The sequence below is a fragment of the Desulfosporosinus sp. FKA genome, from assembly GCF_002196785.1.
Lineage (GTDB): Bacteria > Bacillota > Desulfitobacteriia > Desulfitobacteriales > Desulfitobacteriaceae > Desulfosporosinus > Desulfosporosinus acididurans.
Genome location: NZ_NAHZ01000025.1, coordinates 166234 through 183677, shown reverse-complemented (window position 1 = coordinate 183677; position 17444 = coordinate 166234). Strand labels below are relative to the sequence as shown.

The 17444-nt window shown below is 37.6% G+C and carries 21 protein-coding genes; 2 read left to right on the top strand and 19 right to left on the bottom strand.

The window, feature by feature from the left end; translation table 11 throughout:
• Positions 1–679: 679 nt before the first annotated feature.
• From B5771_RS08200 to B5771_RS08180, 5 genes are all read right to left on the bottom strand, one after another.
• A complete protein-coding gene (locus B5771_RS08200; protein WP_088187091.1) occupies positions 680–1282 on the bottom strand; it encodes an HAD family phosphatase in 603 nt (200 codons plus the stop codon).
• Between the two features lie 309 nt (positions 1283–1591).
• Positions 1592–1966, bottom strand: coding sequence for a desulfoferrodoxin (locus tag B5771_RS08195; RefSeq protein ID WP_088187090.1), 375 nt, complete (start codon positions 1964–1966; stop codon positions 1592–1594).
• Positions 1967–2130: 164 nt separating this feature from the next.
• Positions 2131–2586, bottom strand: coding sequence for a FosX/FosE/FosI family fosfomycin resistance hydrolase (fosX, locus tag B5771_RS08190; RefSeq protein ID WP_282433329.1), 456 nt, complete (start codon positions 2584–2586; stop codon positions 2131–2133).
• 204 nt (positions 2587–2790) lie between these two features.
• A complete protein-coding gene (locus tag B5771_RS08185) occupies positions 2791–3126 on the bottom strand; it encodes a hypothetical protein (protein WP_088187088.1) in 336 nt (111 codons plus the stop codon).
• 177 nt (positions 3127–3303) lie between these two features.
• A complete protein-coding gene (locus B5771_RS08180) occupies positions 3304–4170 on the bottom strand; it encodes a PH domain-containing protein (protein WP_088187087.1) in 867 nt (288 codons plus the stop codon).
• Positions 4171–4341: 171 nt separating this feature from the next.
• On the opposite strand from B5771_RS08180, the gene B5771_RS24245 reads away from it, so the two are divergent.
• Positions 4342–4482 (top strand): hypothetical protein, encoded by a 141-nt coding sequence (locus B5771_RS24245; RefSeq protein WP_172408194.1) that lies wholly within the window; start codon positions 4342–4344, stop codon positions 4480–4482.
• A 22-nt stretch (positions 4483–4504) separates the two neighbouring features.
• Here the strand turns inward: B5771_RS24245 and B5771_RS08175 are convergent, their stop codons facing one another.
• Both B5771_RS08175 and B5771_RS08170 read right to left on the bottom strand, forming a co-directional pair.
• Entirely contained in the window at positions 4505–5101 is a 597-nt protein-coding gene (locus B5771_RS08175) for a YdcF family protein (RefSeq protein ID WP_088187086.1), read from the bottom strand.
• Between the two features lie 296 nt (positions 5102–5397).
• A complete protein-coding gene (locus B5771_RS08170) occupies positions 5398–5583 on the bottom strand; it encodes a hypothetical protein (protein WP_088187085.1) in 186 nt (61 codons plus the stop codon).
• 801 nt (positions 5584–6384) lie between these two features.
• Between B5771_RS08170 and B5771_RS08165 the strand changes: the two genes are divergently transcribed.
• Positions 6385–6795, top strand: coding sequence for a YjdF family protein (locus B5771_RS08165; protein WP_088187084.1), 411 nt, complete (start codon positions 6385–6387; stop codon positions 6793–6795).
• Positions 6796–7197: 402 nt separating this feature from the next.
• Here B5771_RS08165 and B5771_RS08160 read toward each other — a convergent pair whose 3' ends face one another.
• The 12 genes from B5771_RS08160 to B5771_RS24240 form a co-directional block, all read right to left on the bottom strand.
• Positions 7198–8016 (bottom strand): DUF92 domain-containing protein, encoded by an 819-nt coding sequence (locus B5771_RS08160; protein WP_088187083.1) that lies wholly within the window; start codon positions 8014–8016, stop codon positions 7198–7200.
• A 274-nt stretch (positions 8017–8290) separates the two neighbouring features.
• Positions 8291–9049, bottom strand: a complete 759-nt coding sequence (locus tag B5771_RS08155; RefSeq protein ID WP_088187082.1) for an alpha/beta hydrolase — start codon at positions 9047–9049, stop codon at positions 8291–8293.
• A gap of 311 nt (positions 9050–9360) precedes the next feature.
• Positions 9361–9780, bottom strand: coding sequence for a GNAT family N-acetyltransferase (locus B5771_RS08150; RefSeq protein ID WP_088187081.1), 420 nt, complete (start codon positions 9778–9780; stop codon positions 9361–9363).
• Between the two features lie 187 nt (positions 9781–9967).
• Positions 9968–10444: a hypothetical protein gene (locus B5771_RS08145; RefSeq protein WP_088187080.1), complete on the bottom strand. Its 477-nt coding sequence runs from the start codon at positions 10442–10444 to the stop codon at positions 9968–9970.
• Between the two features lie 240 nt (positions 10445–10684).
• The gene (locus tag B5771_RS08140; RefSeq protein ID WP_088187079.1) at positions 10685–11437 is read right to left on the bottom strand and encodes an AAA family ATPase; all 753 of its coding nucleotides are present in this window, start codon (positions 11435–11437) and stop codon (positions 10685–10687) included.
• A gap of 690 nt (positions 11438–12127) precedes the next feature.
• Complete coding sequence (locus tag B5771_RS08135; RefSeq protein WP_088187078.1) at positions 12128–12676, bottom strand: DUF6144 family protein; 549 nt, start codon at positions 12674–12676, stop codon at positions 12128–12130.
• Between the two features lie 111 nt (positions 12677–12787).
• Entirely contained in the window at positions 12788–13252 is a 465-nt protein-coding gene (locus tag B5771_RS25210; RefSeq protein ID WP_348982944.1) for a GyrI-like domain-containing protein, read from the bottom strand.
• A complete protein-coding gene (locus B5771_RS25205) occupies positions 13245–13640 on the bottom strand; it encodes an AraC family transcriptional regulator (RefSeq protein WP_348982943.1) in 396 nt (131 codons plus the stop codon). Before B5771_RS25205 ends, B5771_RS25210 begins: the two co-directional genes overlap by 8 nt.
• Positions 13641–13873: 233 nt before the next feature.
• Entirely contained in the window at positions 13874–14389 is a 516-nt protein-coding gene (locus tag B5771_RS08125; RefSeq protein WP_047810172.1) for a DUF1648 domain-containing protein, read from the bottom strand.
• 1137 nt (positions 14390–15526) lie between these two features.
• Positions 15527–15973: a DUF4829 domain-containing protein gene (locus B5771_RS08115; RefSeq protein WP_172408193.1), complete on the bottom strand. Its 447-nt coding sequence runs from the start codon at positions 15971–15973 to the stop codon at positions 15527–15529.
• 230 nt (positions 15974–16203) lie between these two features.
• Positions 16204–16818: an SGNH/GDSL hydrolase family protein gene (locus B5771_RS08110; RefSeq protein ID WP_088187075.1), complete on the bottom strand. Its 615-nt coding sequence runs from the start codon at positions 16816–16818 to the stop codon at positions 16204–16206.
• 231 nt (positions 16819–17049) lie between these two features.
• Positions 17050–17394 (bottom strand): CPBP family intramembrane glutamic endopeptidase, encoded by a 345-nt coding sequence (locus B5771_RS24240; protein ID WP_282433334.1) that lies wholly within the window; start codon positions 17392–17394, stop codon positions 17050–17052.
• Positions 17395–17444: the final 50 nt, after the last annotated feature.

Here is a 17444-nt window from a genome sequence, read left to right as displayed (position 1 = left end):
GCACATCCCATCCTGTGGGATTGAAGGAGTTCGGTGGCTTGACGAGTGGCTGGGGGTTTATAGGAATTTGGGGTTGAAGTGTGATGAAGGATTTGATATTGAGATATAGTACAAAGATAGTTTTGAGAATTTTTTGGTTACATTAAATGTCAATAGTTCTTCTTTAAAATAGTATGAAGTAACATTACTCCACTTTGTAGGTATTCCCCATTGATAAATGCAGTTATCGCCTAACCCCTCTTTTTCCACGTTGTGATAACCGAACATTAGTGGTAACATGCCCAGCATATATAGAAATGAGATATTAACGACTCTTAAGACCGCTTCGAATATTAAAATTGCTACTAGGATGAAAAGCCCTATGACCTGAACTTTTTTATTAGTTCTTTTCAAGACATACTTTAATTCCCCATATCGCATTTTTTTAAGCCTGATACTTATAAAATCATAAATAATGATAATACCGAAACTACAAGGATGATAATTATGGATATAATCTTTGTTTTCATTTACACCCCTCTTTCTCCGACTTTCAATCTCATCCTTCAGAAGACGTCCCTTTTATAGACTCCACCGCCTTCCCCCATATCCACCAGGCAAGCCCATCCCATCCTGCGGGATTGAAGGAGTTCGGTGGATGACTGGAGTTTGGTTTTATGTGCTTGAATTACAAGGATACTTAAAGAACGCCGTATTTGAGTAATTCTTCTCTTAGGTTAATAGAACTCGTGAATAGTATTGCATTAAACCCTATTGTCGAGGCGATTTCAACGTTCTCTTTTGTATCATCTATAAAGATCGATTCTTGAGGTTCAATTTCATATCTCTGAATTAGTTTTTCATAAATTGCTGGTTCAGGTTTGAGAAGTTTTTCTTCAAAAGAAAATACCCCACCATCAAAATAGTTAAATACAGAATGCACCTTTCTGACATGTTCATAAGCAAGCGACTGATAATTGGATAAAAAATAAATCTTGAATCCAATACTTTTTAAGTCTCTCACTATATCCAAAACATCTTCTATCGGCGTTAACATTTGGTACCAATCTGTCATCACAAGTCTAATTTCTTTACTGAGATCCGGATTCCTCTCACAAATCGTATTTATTGCTTCTTCTTCGGTCACGGTTCCCCTATCAAGCATCAGCCATTCGGGGCTTTTGAAAATACTTTGGTAAACCTCATTTGCTCTTTGACAATCAGCAATTTTGGTACACACATAATCTAGTGGCTTGAAATTTATCAAAACATTCCCTAAATCAAAAATGATGTTTTTGATCATTTCTCATGTCTCCTTTGCCCAACGTCTCCTGCTAAATAACTATCCCTGCTATACTGGACAGTATATTGCTGCGTTAAGTTGTCCGCCATTTGACGAAATTGGCGTCCGGACTAGCTCTTCAGTTCACTAACCGCTCTTCTTTCCTAATTATACCACCGTACCTCGACAAATTGTAAAAATCCAGAGCAACACGCCCTGGATTCGCAAAGTCGTTTAGATTATTTGGTTTTTCGTGGGTGGGTTTTAGTTTTCATCTAGCTGTGGAAGAGTGACCTAATCATTATTTTCAGATGAACTTTTGCTTATCAATTAGAAATCCGTCTTCCAAAGGCCGTGAAGATTGCAGTATCCGTATACAGATCCAGAAGCCACGTCATTAAATTCAGCTTTGGGTTCCATGCCAGGCTGCAAAAACTCCATTTGAAGTTTGTTGTCTGCCACAAACGCAATCCATTCAATATAATGCTCTGAGAGCATAGGGTGTAATACTGTACCAACTGCGACTTTGATTTTCCCATTCTCTCTTGTAATGGCAGGGACGTGCTTTTCCTGTGCAGCATCTGTTGAACCGGCTTCAAGCTTTGTCATTGGTTGCCCACAGCATACGAGGGTTCCTCCGCCCTTTTTAATCATAGCCACCATGTTTCCACATTTTTCACAACGATAAAATACAATCTCAGACATATTCATCCTCCTCTTCACTCAATAAATTATTTATAATAATTATATCATAATAACTATTATTTTCAATCTAAAACTATTCTATTTCCTCAGGGTTTACGTCAATAGTCAACTCCATCCCATCCTGCGGGATTGAAGGAGTCTGCTAGTTGACTGGGGGCTGGGGTCTATAGGTATTTGGTGGTTAGTGGTAGCTTGGTGGCGCTGGAGTTGCGAGATAATCTTTCCGAAAGCGTACCCGTATGTAATTCAAAGAGATGATTATCAAAATCATAGAAATACAATGATCGACCTTCACCATCAACTCTTGAACGTGGAGTTCTAAGCTCCAGCCCAAGTTCTCTAATTTTTGACTCATAATAGACAAATTCATCCTCTTCTATTCTGAATGCAACATGATTATATGTACGTTCAGACAATGATTCCCCTTCCATTATCGCAATCCACAGATCGTTGATCAAGAAAAACTTCTCCTTTGATAAGGAAAAGGTCTTATGTTCACTTGAATATATTTCTTTTGCATCAAAGATTGAACGAAAGAAAGTCGAAGCAGTTTCTATATTCTTTACAATAAAAGTCAAATGGCTTATCCCTTGAATCAATACAAACTCTCCAATCTGCATTAGATTACTCGTACATGTGACGCCAGCCCATCTCTCACCTCACCACACTTCCCCGGTATCCACCAGGCAACCATCCTGCGGGATTAAAGGAGTTCGGTGGTGACTTGGGTTTATGGGGATTTGGAGGTTGAGGGGTTGCGGATGGCGAGGTAATGAGGTGGCGAGAGATTTGATATCGATAGTGTAATTGGAACAAGCAAGTAATCAGCCTCCCCCACCTGATCCTAAAACAAGATATTTATCACCATCTAAATGCAAATAAACAACCTTTCCATTTCCGATGAAATCTTTTTCCTTACTATAAATTTCTTTTCCGATGATTCTATCTATAAGTTCAGAAACCTTATATTTTGGCCTTTTATTACCATTTAATGTTACAATATATCCGTTATTATCATATCTATATCCACCAAAAAACACTCTATTTGGATACCCAAATACATTGAATGTGCCATATATTACTCGATTTGCAAAGAGTATCGATAAAACAATAATGAATGATAAGCCTGCCAACATACCAATCCTTTTTATTAGTTTCATTTAATCCTCCAAAATTAATAGGAATTTTACCTTACAGAACCGATTCTACCTATGTTAGCCCACCACCTTCCCCCTATCCACTAGTCAACCACATCCCATCCTGCGGGATTGAAGGAGTTCGGTAGGTTGACAGGTGGCTGGGGGGTTATGCCAAGGCAGGTATTTGGCATATAAACGTTACATTGGTGTAGCGTTCTGTTTCCAAGCTTCTAATAATTTCTTATAAAGCTGATCTGTTTCGCTTGGTTCTTCGGTATTCATGATACGTAAGCCAGACTTTACATTTATAAAAATAAAGGGTGGCTTTTGCGTATCAACAAACAATTTTGCCTGTCCTATCCCCTTTAATTTGAAATAACCCTTCAACATGCTTCCTAAACCGGAACCATTTGTTTTAAGCTGAATCTCAGGAATCTGGTCTTTTATCGCGATACCTGCTATATCTGAAAGCTTTATTACTTCACCATATTCTCCACTAATTTTTAGAGTGCCTCCTTGAATGGTATAACTAGCTGGCTTATTGCTAAAATACATAAATGTACCTACGCCAACTATGGCTAAAACAGCGATAATTGCTCCAAATCTAATGCGCACCGACATTCTTTTCTTACTTGAAATGTCTACGTTATTACCATCTACCGTCACCGTTGGACATTTTTCTATTATTTGGTTTATAAATCCTTCTTTATTTTGTGGTGAGATTATTACTGTTTTACTTTCCCCGTATTTAATCTCCAGCCTGTCTAATGAAAGGGCTGGAGAGGATATCGGATTTCTTGTACTTTCTATTTTCGTTATTTCTTCTAAATAAATTATCTTCCTAATGGGACCACATTTTATCTTTAACTCATTGTCCGTCACTCGATATCCTGTTCCGAACCAAAGCCATGCGATAAATGCCACAATTGGTATAAAGATAAATGTACCAGTTGGATCATATTGCCCATTTGATGCCGGTATCCATGTTGTTAGAACAAGCACCGCTATTATTGGTATCCATAGCAGCAACCCAAGCCAAATATCACGTTTGGATGAAAAGTACATCTTTACACACCCTCTTGTTTCTTACTACTTTTCCAACCCAAAATACCACTTATATGGGTTGTCCTGATGTAACTGAAATAGCAGGCTCCAACAACTCCCCTCATCCCCACCTTCCCCGTTATCCACCAAACAACCACATCCCATCCTGCGAGATTGAAGGAGTTCGGTGGGTTGACTGGTAAGCTGGGGGTTATGGGGATTTGGGTTTGGGATTGGGATTGGGATTATGATTGGCGGGCGGTGATACGTAATATCTGGAACAAGCCCTTAGATACAAAAATTTGGAACCCTATCTTAATACTAAATATTTGAATATTTCGTCATTATATCTTGTTTATATTTTTCTACTTTGATAATGCTTTAAAATGTTTATAAACATCTGTGTGTATATATAAAGGTAAATCATACCGATTCCTATCAATAAGTATTCATGCGGAAATTTTGATTTTTCTACTGTATGGTCAATTTCAAGCTTGAAGGCATAGGAACTAGCTTTTCGTAAATGCCACGGTGAAGATACTATAACCGCTGTATTAAGTTTTCTATCCTGCATAATTTTTCTTGAGTTTACTAAATTATCATATGTACCTTTAGCCAATTTTTCACGGATTATACAGTAATCTGGCACTCCTAATTCAATCAGGGCTTGAGCCATGATATCTGCTTCAATATAGATGTTAGCTACTGCAGCACCAGTGCAAATAATGGTTCCTGCAACTCCTTCATGATATAGCTTTGACGCTTCATTTATTCGTTCACGTAAAATAGGGGATATGCTTCCGTCCTTTTTTGCAGGATAACCAAGTACAATGATGACATCTCTTTTTTGGCCGCTATTATTGGCTGCTTTATTAAAATTAAGACAAGTTACCGTAATTGCAATGAAGAAGCATAGTATAACTAAGAATAATAAAATATAAACTATTGTCAATTAATACATCCCCCCTCTTACAATCTTCATTACTTGTTTCGCCTATTCTACATATATTCAACAAGCGTCAGACCTGCTCCCATATAGGCCATTCCCTCCACCTTCCCAGTTCGGTAAGCGTCTTTGCATAGGGTAATTTCATATCACCCTGCGGGATTGAAGGAGTTCGGTAGTTGGCTGGGGGCTGGGGTTTATGGGGATTTGGATTTGAGGGTAGCTGGGTGGACAAGGTGGGTGTATAGATTTTCAGCACATTTGGCCAGACAAATTGAGGATAATAATTGTACCAAATCGAGCTACTTTACCCACCGCATTACAAATGCTTCAAAAAGAAATATTGCAATAAAGCTGACAATAACGTAAAGTACTAACTTTTCTATTAAATTCATCTTAAGTTTTGCGCCACAATGAGGACATGCAGTAGCAGACCGTGCCACTTCTTTTGAGCACGTTTTACAGATTGTAAATTTATCTTTATCCATTAATTATCACCTCACCTCAATATTCACGAACATTCAAAGCGCTCTGGCGAGTTAAAAACGCTCCCATCCTTTATCCCCACCTTCCCCTATCCAACTAGGCAAGCCCATCCCATCCCGCGGGATTGAAGGAGTTCCGGTGGCTTGACAGGTAAGCTTGGTTTTATGGGGATTTGGGGTTGATGGTGGTGTGGGGCATGAGTGGTATGAGCAGTGGATTGGCCTCATTTTTCTAGATGAACACACCTTTGATTGTAAATAATGGTTCCCCAAAAGAGTGATCCGATTGTAAATCAACATGAATTTGATCAGAAACATTCAAGGTTTTATCAATAAATATTTTGATGCCCTTATATTGATACTCGTCATAAAACTTTGTACTTTTCATTTTGCTGTCGGCCTCTGACCAGAGTCTGCTGATCCAGCCATTTCAACTATAGCTAATTTGATTTTTAATAATCAAATTCCCTCCATTTTTTTCAATTGTATTTATTGCCTTGTCCTCAATAATAAATTCCATACTCTGTTACTCCTTTTGTGCACGATTATAAATTTCTATGTAACGTAGCCCTCCAGCTTTCCGGTTCGGCGAGCGCCTTTGGATGGGTAAGAACATCCCCAGCATTGGGGGTTAGGGTAGCTGTTTAATACTCGAAAGGCTTGATTAAATAAGCTATAATAGTAATGCGAACATAAAAACACGGTCCGGTTGGTAGTCCGGATGCACTGATATTTTCGGTGTCGTATCCTTCCCTCTCGGGATGTCCATTGTTTGTTACTATTTATCGAGAGGGCGGCATAGAAATGAAACTAACGGTCTATTACGATGACCAATTTTGGGTAGGAGTGGTTGAGGAAATAGCTGATTCAAAACTCATGGCAGCTCGATATGTTTTTGGAACGGAACCGCATGATACGGACGTTCTGTGGTTTATCAACCATAAAATGATGGAATTTCTAGCTTCCTCAAAGCCTCTAGTTTGTGCTCCTCATCCAAAAATCAAATCGGCGAATCCGAAGAAACTCGCTAGACAAGTAGCAAAAGAAATGCAATCAAAAGGGATCTCCACCTATTCACAAGAGGCTATCAAAGAGAATTTGAAAAGTCGTAAAGTGGAGAGACGCATAGAATCAAAATTGCAACGCGAGGAACTGGCTGAAAAGAAACGCAAGATTGCGACCCTTAAGGCTAAGGCCAAACACAGAGGCAAATAACTTAACTTACTCACCGGGTTTTACCCGGATTTTTTTAATTTTAGTCCCTCAGAACTCCCAAGTGGCCCATCCCTCAGGCTCAAACTTTCCGGTTCAGTGAACGCTTTTGGATAGGTAAGGATATCCCGCAGTATTAGGAATTAGGATTTCTTTGTCCAACGTTCTCCGGCTAAATAACAATCCCCGCTATACTGGGCGGAATATTGCCGCTTTGAGTTGTCCGTCAATTGACCCATCCGGGCCAGTTCTTAGCTTCACTTATTCCTAATTATACCACTGTAGCTCGACAAATTGTTGTTCCATTTATAATAGGAAAAATCCAGAGCAACACGCCCTGAATTTGCAAAGTCGTTTAGATTATTTGGTTTTTAACCCCGCTCTCGCAGGTTTGGAGGAAGCTTATTATAAAAAAGTCAAAGCACAATATGCAAGACCTGCAGCTACCAGGGAGCTTACGAAATTGACCATATCATTACCGAAATATTCATAGCCTTTTACCTTCTTGTTTTGCACTCTGCCGTCAGCTCTTTTTTCCGTGAGCTTCCCTATACTGTCAACGTAGGCAGGTTGGAAAAGCACCCCCAATGCACTGTCTATAGCAGCCCCGGCAAATCCAAATATCGCAATAATTGTACAATCCCTTATCAGTTCAAGGAAAGGAAAACGTACAAACATAAATATTGTATATATTCCGGCAATAAACAAAGCACCGCAAGCACTTGCAAACAATCCGAGAAATGTCACCCCACCAGACATCCCTTTTTGTACAAGTTTAAAATTTATAATTGAAAATGGGGTCGCCTTACTCATAATACCGATTTCCGAAGCCCATGAGTCAGCATTACAGGCTGCTATTGCCACAAAATACGCTACTAAAAGCTGTTTATCAGGCATCAGGAAATGAGCTACTGCAATGATAAATGCAGCCCCACCGTTGGCTAAGACCTGAACATGGTCTCTGTTTCCGCCCTTTTCATACAATGCCTTTTCGAGCTCTTCCTTCTCCTTTGCACGTAATTTTGTAAAAAAACTAGAGGATATAAAGAATCCTAACAAAGCAACCAAGAAAGGAATACCACCAGAAATATAAAGCCCAACAGTCAGGAAAAAGGCAAAAACCGCTCCCAAAAGTGTGAGTGCCTTCGCCTTGTATGCCAAAATACAAATTGCTATAATGCTGGCAATTACTGAAATATCTATCCAAAGAGTATCAAAAATCATTTTCTTCTAGAACCTTTTTAGTTTATTCTATCATAAAGAATGATATGGGCGATATACCTTTCATTCGCAGACCACAGTCACTTGAACAAGCTACTTTTTTCATGGCGACAATTCTTCTTGAGGTTCGCTAGGACGGAGGGATTGATATTAATAATGCACCTACATATTTCTCCGCCCTAACTCTCGCTAATTCTTTGCTAAAGTCGACTAGGATTGAAATACCCTCCCAAAGCCAATAAAGGTATTCTGAAGGGTATTTCAAAGATTATAAAAGCTAGTGATTATTTTCTAAAAACTCAAGAGCTAGCTTGTCAAATTCTCTACTATTACTAAACATGGCTGGATGAGAACCAGTTGGGTAAAAAACCAATTTTGAATTTCTCAACCCATTGGAAAATACTCTCAGACGAAATTCTATATCCCTAATCAATTCATCTTGAAGACTTCCGGTTATTAATACTGGCACGGTTATTTCTGATAAATCACCGCAATAGTATCCCTTTCTGGATAAACTAGACTGTTCGATCATTTTAGTATCAGCATCTACTACTTTCTTCCACCTCAGACCATGCATCAGAAACCAAAATAGTATTGAAAGTATATTTCCCTTCGCTTCTTCACGCTGGTCTCTCAGAGTAGCAACATCTTCACAATTTAGAGAATCGCCTCCAAAGCTATCTGCAATGATTTTGCCGACAAGCAATGGTTCTAATAAAGCCATGTTTAGGGCGACAATGGCTCCCCCACTCGTACCGATTAAGTTTACTTTATTTAACTTCAACGTTTGACATAATTTAATGGCAACCCTGGCATTATAACACCAATAATCCACTGGGAACTCCTGCAACATTTCTGATTTACCATGCCCAGGATAATCTATTAAAACAACCCGGAATCGTTCGGCGTAGAATTTGACTTTTTGTGTAAACATCTTTGAAGAAGCAGTATTACCATGTAAGAACAGCAAAGGTGTGTTACCCTTCCCAACTATTTTGTAATAAACATTGGCACCTTCGTATCTAAAAAAGGACATAAGTATCCCCTCTTCACTATCAAATTTAAAAAAATTTTTTCATATGTGAAGACGGTCTACCAAATCCCCATTACGAAGCCTCCTTCATTGATCCATATTGGAACCGCAAATTATCATATCGCAGTTCAAATTTAAATGTTCTACATGTTTTTGATAATTCCTCTTAATGTACTTAAAATGACCCATCCCCACCGCCTTCCCATATCCACGAGGCAACCACATCCATCCTGCGAGATTGAAGGAGTTCGGAGGGGGTGACGGGGCTGGGGTGGCGGTAAGAGCAGGTATTGATTGTGTGGCCCAAAATTAGGTCAAATTAAATAATCTGAGTCATATGGATACTTGGCAAATGCAGTTTTATGACGCTTAAACCCTAACTTTCTATAGAATCCCTCATTCCCGAAAGTCGAAGTCAAATGAATACATAAGTGATCGTTTTCTTTTAGCAATTCAGCAATCAAGCCCTTACCGATTCCTAATTTCTGATATTCCGGCAAGACACCTACATCAAAGATCATTCCATAACAAACTCCATCCGACAACATCCTGGCCGCTCCAATTAGTTTCTCATTTCTCCAAGCTGTTACTACCTTATAGCTTTGTTCAAATGCCTTACAAATCTTGTCATGATCCTTCTTTTTACCGTAGCCAGCAACTAATCCAACCTCATCATATATTTGAAAGAGCTGTTGCCAATCGATACAGTCTATACCAATCTTGTAGTTAAACATGCTTTCTCACTCCGATTTAAAACTTTGTATGATATACTTTGCTCATTCTATCTAACCAGCCCCATCAACACGCAACTCTCCATCCAACCCATCCCAAGCATCCCCTCCACCTTCCCACTTCGGTGAGCGCCTTTGGATAGGTAAGGGCAAAATATTACTTGTAGATATTTTAACAGACTGCAAGAATCTATTTTCCAATAGCCCCATATTGCTTTAAATTATAGTAAATCGCCTCAGCCTCTTCTTTATTATTGGCTGGCACGGTAACTAACAAATTTTCACCCTTATAGGGTTCTTTAGTTAAGTCATAATAAATTTGTTCATTGTTTATTTCAAATGTAAGCTGTTTTAAATCCTCAGTTGCGTATACCTGCCCCATTATGTATCTTCTATCTCCTGCATAACATATCCACATTGTGGCAGGTGAAAAAAAGCATGGTACAAACTCATTTTTATTTATGCACAGTTGACCATCAAACTTTTTTAGCTTTTTATCGTATTGACCAGATAATTCGATTAGAGCCTTTTGACTAAATTTCGAATTATTTAGCTGGTAAGCAATTCCTTCATATTTGTAATCTATTGAAATTGGCATTATAAAAAGACTAGAGATAATTAATGATAGGCCTAATAATATTATTGAAATAATTGTTACTTTTTTCAATTAATACTACACCTCTACTTTAAAGTATCTCTTATTAGTCCACCTAGCCACTAGACAAAAGGACCTGCAGGATTAGCTGTTAGTGTTACTTCAGCTAGAAGCCCACCATCCGGTAACCTCACACAAGTCACACCAAATAACTGCTGGTTAGCATTATACCGGGTATTTGGGTTTGAGGGTAGCGGTGGCGCGTGTGGCGGGGGTGAATTGGTATTCGATCAGGGGGGTATAGCGATCAAATTATTCAAGAAGTTCTTTTAACATCTTCTTGGTATTATTTATAAAAGCACGCGTAACTTGATAATGTTCAGTATCTTCATATGATACAGTTTCAATTCCCTCTTTAATTTCGTATATCAGTGAATTGGGATAAGCCATTATTATTGGCGAATGAGTTGCAATAATAAACTGAGACCCTTCTTCAATTAGGTCATGCATTATGGATAACATAGACATCTGCCGCGTTGGTGATAAGGCTGCTTCAGGTTCATCAAGTATGTATATGCCATTGCCGCTGAACCTATTTTTAAATAATGCAAAAAAGGACTCTCCATGTGATTGCTCATGTAATGATATACCACCATATGAATCAATTATTCGTGGTTCATCTATGGGGTCTGAATCCAGATCATCTATATTTGTGGCAAGATTATAAAAACTTTCCGCTCGTAAAAAGAAGCCAGTACGGGGCTTTTTTGTACCTTTAACAACTTTGAAATAGTTATCTAGATCAGAATGGGTCGCTCTAGATGTAAAATTGAAATTTCTGCTTCCACCTTCAGCATTGAACCCATATGCGACGGCCATTGATTCTAAAATCGTCGACTTCCCGGAGCCATTTTCTCCGATGATAAATGTCACTTTAGGATGAAGTAACAATTTGTATAAATCTTTTATTGCCGGTAGATTAAAAGGGTATTCAGAAAATGAGGGGACTCTTTCCCTATCTAATTCTATGTATCTTATGTACTGTTGGCTTACACTTGATTCCATCACTTCATCTCCGAAAAATAAATTACGCTAAAGTTACCAACCCTCTCATCTATCTGAATCAAATTATACCACTGTACCTCGCCAAATTGTTGTTCCATTTATAATAGAAAAAACCCAGAGCAACACGCCCTGGATTCGCAAAGCCGTTTAGATTATTTGGTTTTTAACCCTGCTCTCGCAGGTGGGCATTTTTAGGTTTCCCCTAACATTTGAGGACTGACCTAATCAGTTAGTTTATTTAATTCCCGAAATTTATAATAGGGTCAAAACCAAATCAAATCTTCGTACATCGCAGGTTTGATAGGAAGTCTATTATAACAAGGTTAAGTGTTAAAGGCATTAGGAAAGTTATGGGTGATATAAAGCTAAAAAGTCTATCTTAGTCAGTTATAGCAATTTTCTATGATTGTTTGCCATTCTTCTTTTAAAACACCATAGCTAACAGAATCATAATATTAATTATCAACAATCCGGGCCTTCCTATAAACGGCTTCCTTTTTTAACCCTAATTTCTCTGGGGGCGCTGGTGTGGGGTGATTATTCAACTTCCATATTAAAAACGATAGGTTTTATTTCATTATAATATACTTTTTAGTACGTCAATTGTCTCATCAACGTCACTTGAGGTTATACCCCGATGTGTTACAAGTCTTCAGGTCGTCGAGTCGATGAGATTTTAGCCTCTGCTATTCATTTCCATTTTTTATCTTGAGGAATGATTTTCATGAGGCATATATCATCGCCCATTTTTATGCTTTTTAATAATTCAACATCCACTTTACAATCGAAAGCCTTTTCGAATAGAACTTTACTATATCCTGTTGTGCACTGGCACCACGTATTTGTATCCAATCTGTCTACATCAGCAAGTATAGGACAAGGGCAAAATAAAAATTGTAGGTGAAGTACTCCGTCTCTATAGAATAAACCAGCCGATTCTGCCTTCTCCGAACTTGCAAATTCCGCTAGATTTGATGCTGTAGATGCCAACTCCTTAACTAATGTCAATTTTTCATCCATTCCATAACCACACTGACAGTCCATTCGAATTTGTTTTATCGTTTCTTGATCAAATGTATTCTCTAATCTACGCATTGTTGATTTTACCCAATTGGCATTATCCTCGCCTTTTGCCAATCCACCTTTGCCATATACAATTTCTTTTGCTGTTTCAATATCACTTCTCTTTATAACTGATTCATAAGTAGCAAACTCTTGGTTCTTTCTTATATCTAGCATTCTGAATACCTCCATGTTCTTTAATATTTTCTTTACTCATAAAAAATAGACTTTTTTCTTGAGAATTATCTAGCCCCAATTGACTCTCATTATAGAAAAAAGTCTGTAGGATTACTTCTGAATTCTTGCTTTTTTAATTGGTATACATATATCCATAATTACCCGTTCATTATCTATGTCAATTTTATGATAAATATTTAATCCATATCTTTCATCCATTTGATAACCGCTGTTAGGCAACCAAACACTAAATAGTCCTTGTAGACTACAAAAGATATTGTTTATTTTACCCTCGTAGCGATACACCGCGAATTTACCAGCTTTTATCGTGGTAATATTGTCTAATTCACAACTTCCATCTACTGTCATACATAAATCACAAATACATCTATTCAAGTCGGTAATGGAAGGATCATCATAAAATCTTTCCATCATCAGTGTATCCGTTTTGATATAATCTCTGTATGTATCCATAAACTGGATCCATTTTTCCTTTAATTCAATATAATTTCCAATAGCTCTTTCGTAAATAACTAAATATTCTTTTAATTCCTTTATTTTAGTCTTTTTATCCATAATTATCAAACGTATCAAACTTAGCAAAATTGTTGGGATAAAATGGATTTAACATAATCGTACAATTTGTAGATTTGCGGAATTCAACCGGAGAAACGTGATGATGCTTTCTAAATGCAGAGCTATAATTCGATGGACTATATCCATAATTCAATCCAATATCAGTAATTGTTTTATGCTTTTCCAATTTGATATCAACAGCACTTAGATCCATTTTTAAACGTTTCATAAATGCATATATGCTTTCACCTGTTACTTCTTTAAACACCCTACAAAAGTAAAATTTCGAGAAATGAAAGTGATCTGTTACCTCTTTAACCGAAATACCCTCATCAAAATGTTGTATGATATAGTCAACACTCTTATTTATTAATTCCTCGTTGATCATATTGCACCCCTATTACTATGACAGCAATTTATGATTCACATGTATCCAAAGAGTACCAGGATAATCTTTCAGAAAGCGTACCCATATGTAATTCAAACCGCCTACCCAGTTCTCCAACACCGGTCCCCTTTCACACACTCCCATATAAACCCATCCACTCCTGCTTTCTGGTTCGTTGAGCGCCTTTGGATAGGTAAGGACATCACGCAGCATCAGGTGTTAGGGTTCTCACACTATTTTGCCTTAAATGCCTGCCAAATGTAGAAAATCAGAGTAACTAACGGTAGCAATATAGATATTAAGATGAAACCTATTCCAAGACCTAGCTCCTTGCCCATTGCACCCTCAATAGTTCTCCATTGAATATAAGCGAAATTCCAAATAACTTCCGCCTTCAGAGATTGGACCATTAACCTGGCTATCTGATATTGTATTTCTGCGTTTTGCTCGGTAATAGCAAATGGATAATTAAACTTATGTGGATAACGATTAATTATTGTTAGGAATATGTACATTAGAATGATCACTGGAACTAATAGGAATATTTCCCCTTTCGACCCCCATCGATCAACTTGACCCTGAATATTGTAATGAGCCGGAATTTTACTTGGTAATGAGGACCATATAATTACAGGATAAATTAATGAAGCTACTACTCCAATTATAGCTCCAATATCGAATATGTTTTCCAGTAAGGAACGATGCATTTGTATTCGCGGACGTTTTTCCTTCGAAGAACTCTCATTCATAACTTGCTCCTTTATTAAAGCAAACTATTTGGCTATAGCCCGAAATTCCAAATATTCCCAAATCCCAATAATGTGACGCATCCCCCCCACCCCCCCGTATCCGCTAGCCTAGCACATCCATCCTGTAGGATTGAATGAGTTCGGTAGGTTGACAGGTGGTTGGGGTTTATACGAGGCGGCTATTTCTCCTTGAGGTTAGCGAGGTGTTGGGATGACGCAAGTAAATAACTGTCAGCTAAATTGCCACGTTGAGCTGTCCGCCAACTGACGGAATTGGTGTACGGGCCAGTTCTAACCGCTATCCTTTCCTAATTATACCACTGTACTCAGACAAATTGTAAAAATCCAGAGCAACACGCCCTGGATTCGCAAAGTCGTTTAGATTATTTGGTTTTTCGTGGGTGGGGGTTTTTAGTCTACAACTCGAACACCAGCTAGGCGGCTATTTCCTCTTGAGATTAGCTTGGAGCGTGGGGTGAGTTGCTCTGTTCGGAACAGGACTGGAGTTTCATTCTAATGCATAACATCAGAATAATATGCAATATCATTTTAAATTATGGCTATGTTTAATAAAAGTATTGATAATATGACAATTTTCAAGAGAAACCAAAACGGCTCCCCTTAATTTGAATTTTAAAAAAATTGCGTAGTATTATGATTATATTTACTTTATATATCCTTTAATTCTACTTATTGGGTTTATTATAGAATTCATAAAAGGGAATAACAATGGAGATAGTAGTATATATATGTTAGGCAAATTAGGCAAATTATATATTATCAGTCCCCACGTAATAACACATACTGATGTGAAAATTGAAAAATATAACTGAAGTTTTAAAAATTCATGTTTATTTATTATGATTAGATTATTACGTCTATTGTAAATATTGACCTTGTTTTTAGACATAATAGAATAAATTAGAAATATTATACCTAGGACAATTAATGCCAATCCAACTATATTCAACCTTATTCCCCCTTTTTGGTTTAACATAAATTACTATTGTGTCCATATTTGAAGTCACATCAATTAGTTTAAAACCGTATTATTTTAGCAGAAAATATAAAATGCCCTGCTAAGTGATTTTTTCCTTTATGACAGGTTTCTTCCTTAACCTTCACCCATGTCACCTATTAGCCCCACGGTGCATCATCACTTTCTCTAATCAAAGTAAAACCTTTAGTTTGGATTCCACTTGGCCATGGTGAAGCCCATTTATCTAGAGATACAAAAATTACTTTGTACGCCACAACATTGTTTGATTCAACTCCGTTAACTGACCCACGACCACACCCCAAATAAGCATTAACTGTGGTCATATCGTTATCTCCAATACTCACAAACTTTGTAAATATTAGATTATCGAAACCAAAATTCACATTAGATTGGTCATGCCATTTAGTTAATGTGGTTAATAAACCCTCTCTATTTTTCTCATTATAGAATTTATAGTAGTTTTCTATTACTTGTTTAGGTTGTAATGAATTGTTAGTGTTGATAGGAACGCTTTCAATACCGAATCTCATCAAAGTAAAAACAAACAAGCTTATAAGTCCAAGGATTACTAGTTTCTTTTTCAAGTTGTACCCCCTCATTTGTTGCACATAATCCTACAAATGTGCAACAAGAATCCGCCTACCACACCCACTAACCACGCAAACCTCAATATGTCGCATCCACCCGGTATCCACCAGGTAACCACATCACATCCTGCGGGATTGAAGGAGTTCGGTGGCTTGACAGGGGTTTATGGGGATTTGGTGTTGAGAGATAGCGGGATTGTTGGGTGGACTGGAATTAATCCATTTTTTTATCCAATACTAAATAAATATCCGGAAATAAAAGCTGCTTGTAATGCCCTGACCTCTTCAGTAAAGTGTACATGATCATAATAGATATTGTTTCCTAGACTACTAGTGAATGAAAATAAATCAATAATTGGTATTTGCAAATTGTCCATTATTTTTTCTGCCAAATGGTTATAGAGTTCAACATCTTTGCCATACCTTAGAAATCCTTCAGATCTACGATTATGGATTATATCAATAACTGGGGTAGTCGTGATCCAAAACATTCTTTGTGACATTTTCAAGGCAACTTCACAAATTTGTTTTAAATTTTCCTCATAATGCTCTTTCTCAGTTTGAATTTGGTTAGTGTTACGATCTACCCTTATATCATGTAAACCACAATTCACGAGCAATATGTCGTAATATACACCTTTTTTCTCTTCATTTCTTAAATACTCCAGGACCATATTACTGTCACCCGCATTATCCCCAGACGGCTTATTCAAATCTTTGAGAGCATCAATAACCTGGCTCTTTTGTTGATACTTATACTTACTGCTTATCATTTTTTCTAAAAATGGGCTGTAGTGTATCGAGATGCTATCGCCAAGGACAAATACTCTTTTCTTTTCCATATATTTTCACCTTGCTACTCAGTCAATTACCTCAGTTTCTATGTTTAGCCTTTTTCCCCAATCTGACAGAATATCATCCTATATGGGTTTAATTTCGAACTGTAATTTTGTTAAATCATAGCGCTTATTTTCTAAAGTAATATAGAAATGCCATCCTTCAGGGCTGCCTCTTTCATATTTGCTAAGTGGCGCTAAATCTGTATTATCCGACGCCGCGTCTCTCAGACATGTTCAAACTGTATAATTCGACGATAAATCAGCAACGGAATTGATCAGTCCGTGTGCGACCATACTCGTAGCAATAGTTCGTGTCCGCCAAACCAAGAATCCCAAAACTAAACCAGAAAGTGGTACGATAATCCAAAAAGACAATGGTGCTTTATTAATGTAGTAAATATGTCCAATCACAAACAAACCTGCCTGAGTAAGCCAAATCCATGACTCTTTCCAGCCCCGATTCTTTAGATAGCCCCAGAAGAAGCCACGGAACAAAGGTTCCTCCAAAATTGCTGCACTATTTAATTGGACAAGGAAATAGTGAGGTAGTTGGTTCTTCAACAGCAAAAAGGCAGTCATTATATGGATATGTATCGATTGTCTAGAAACCTGCAGTCTCGTTAATCTAC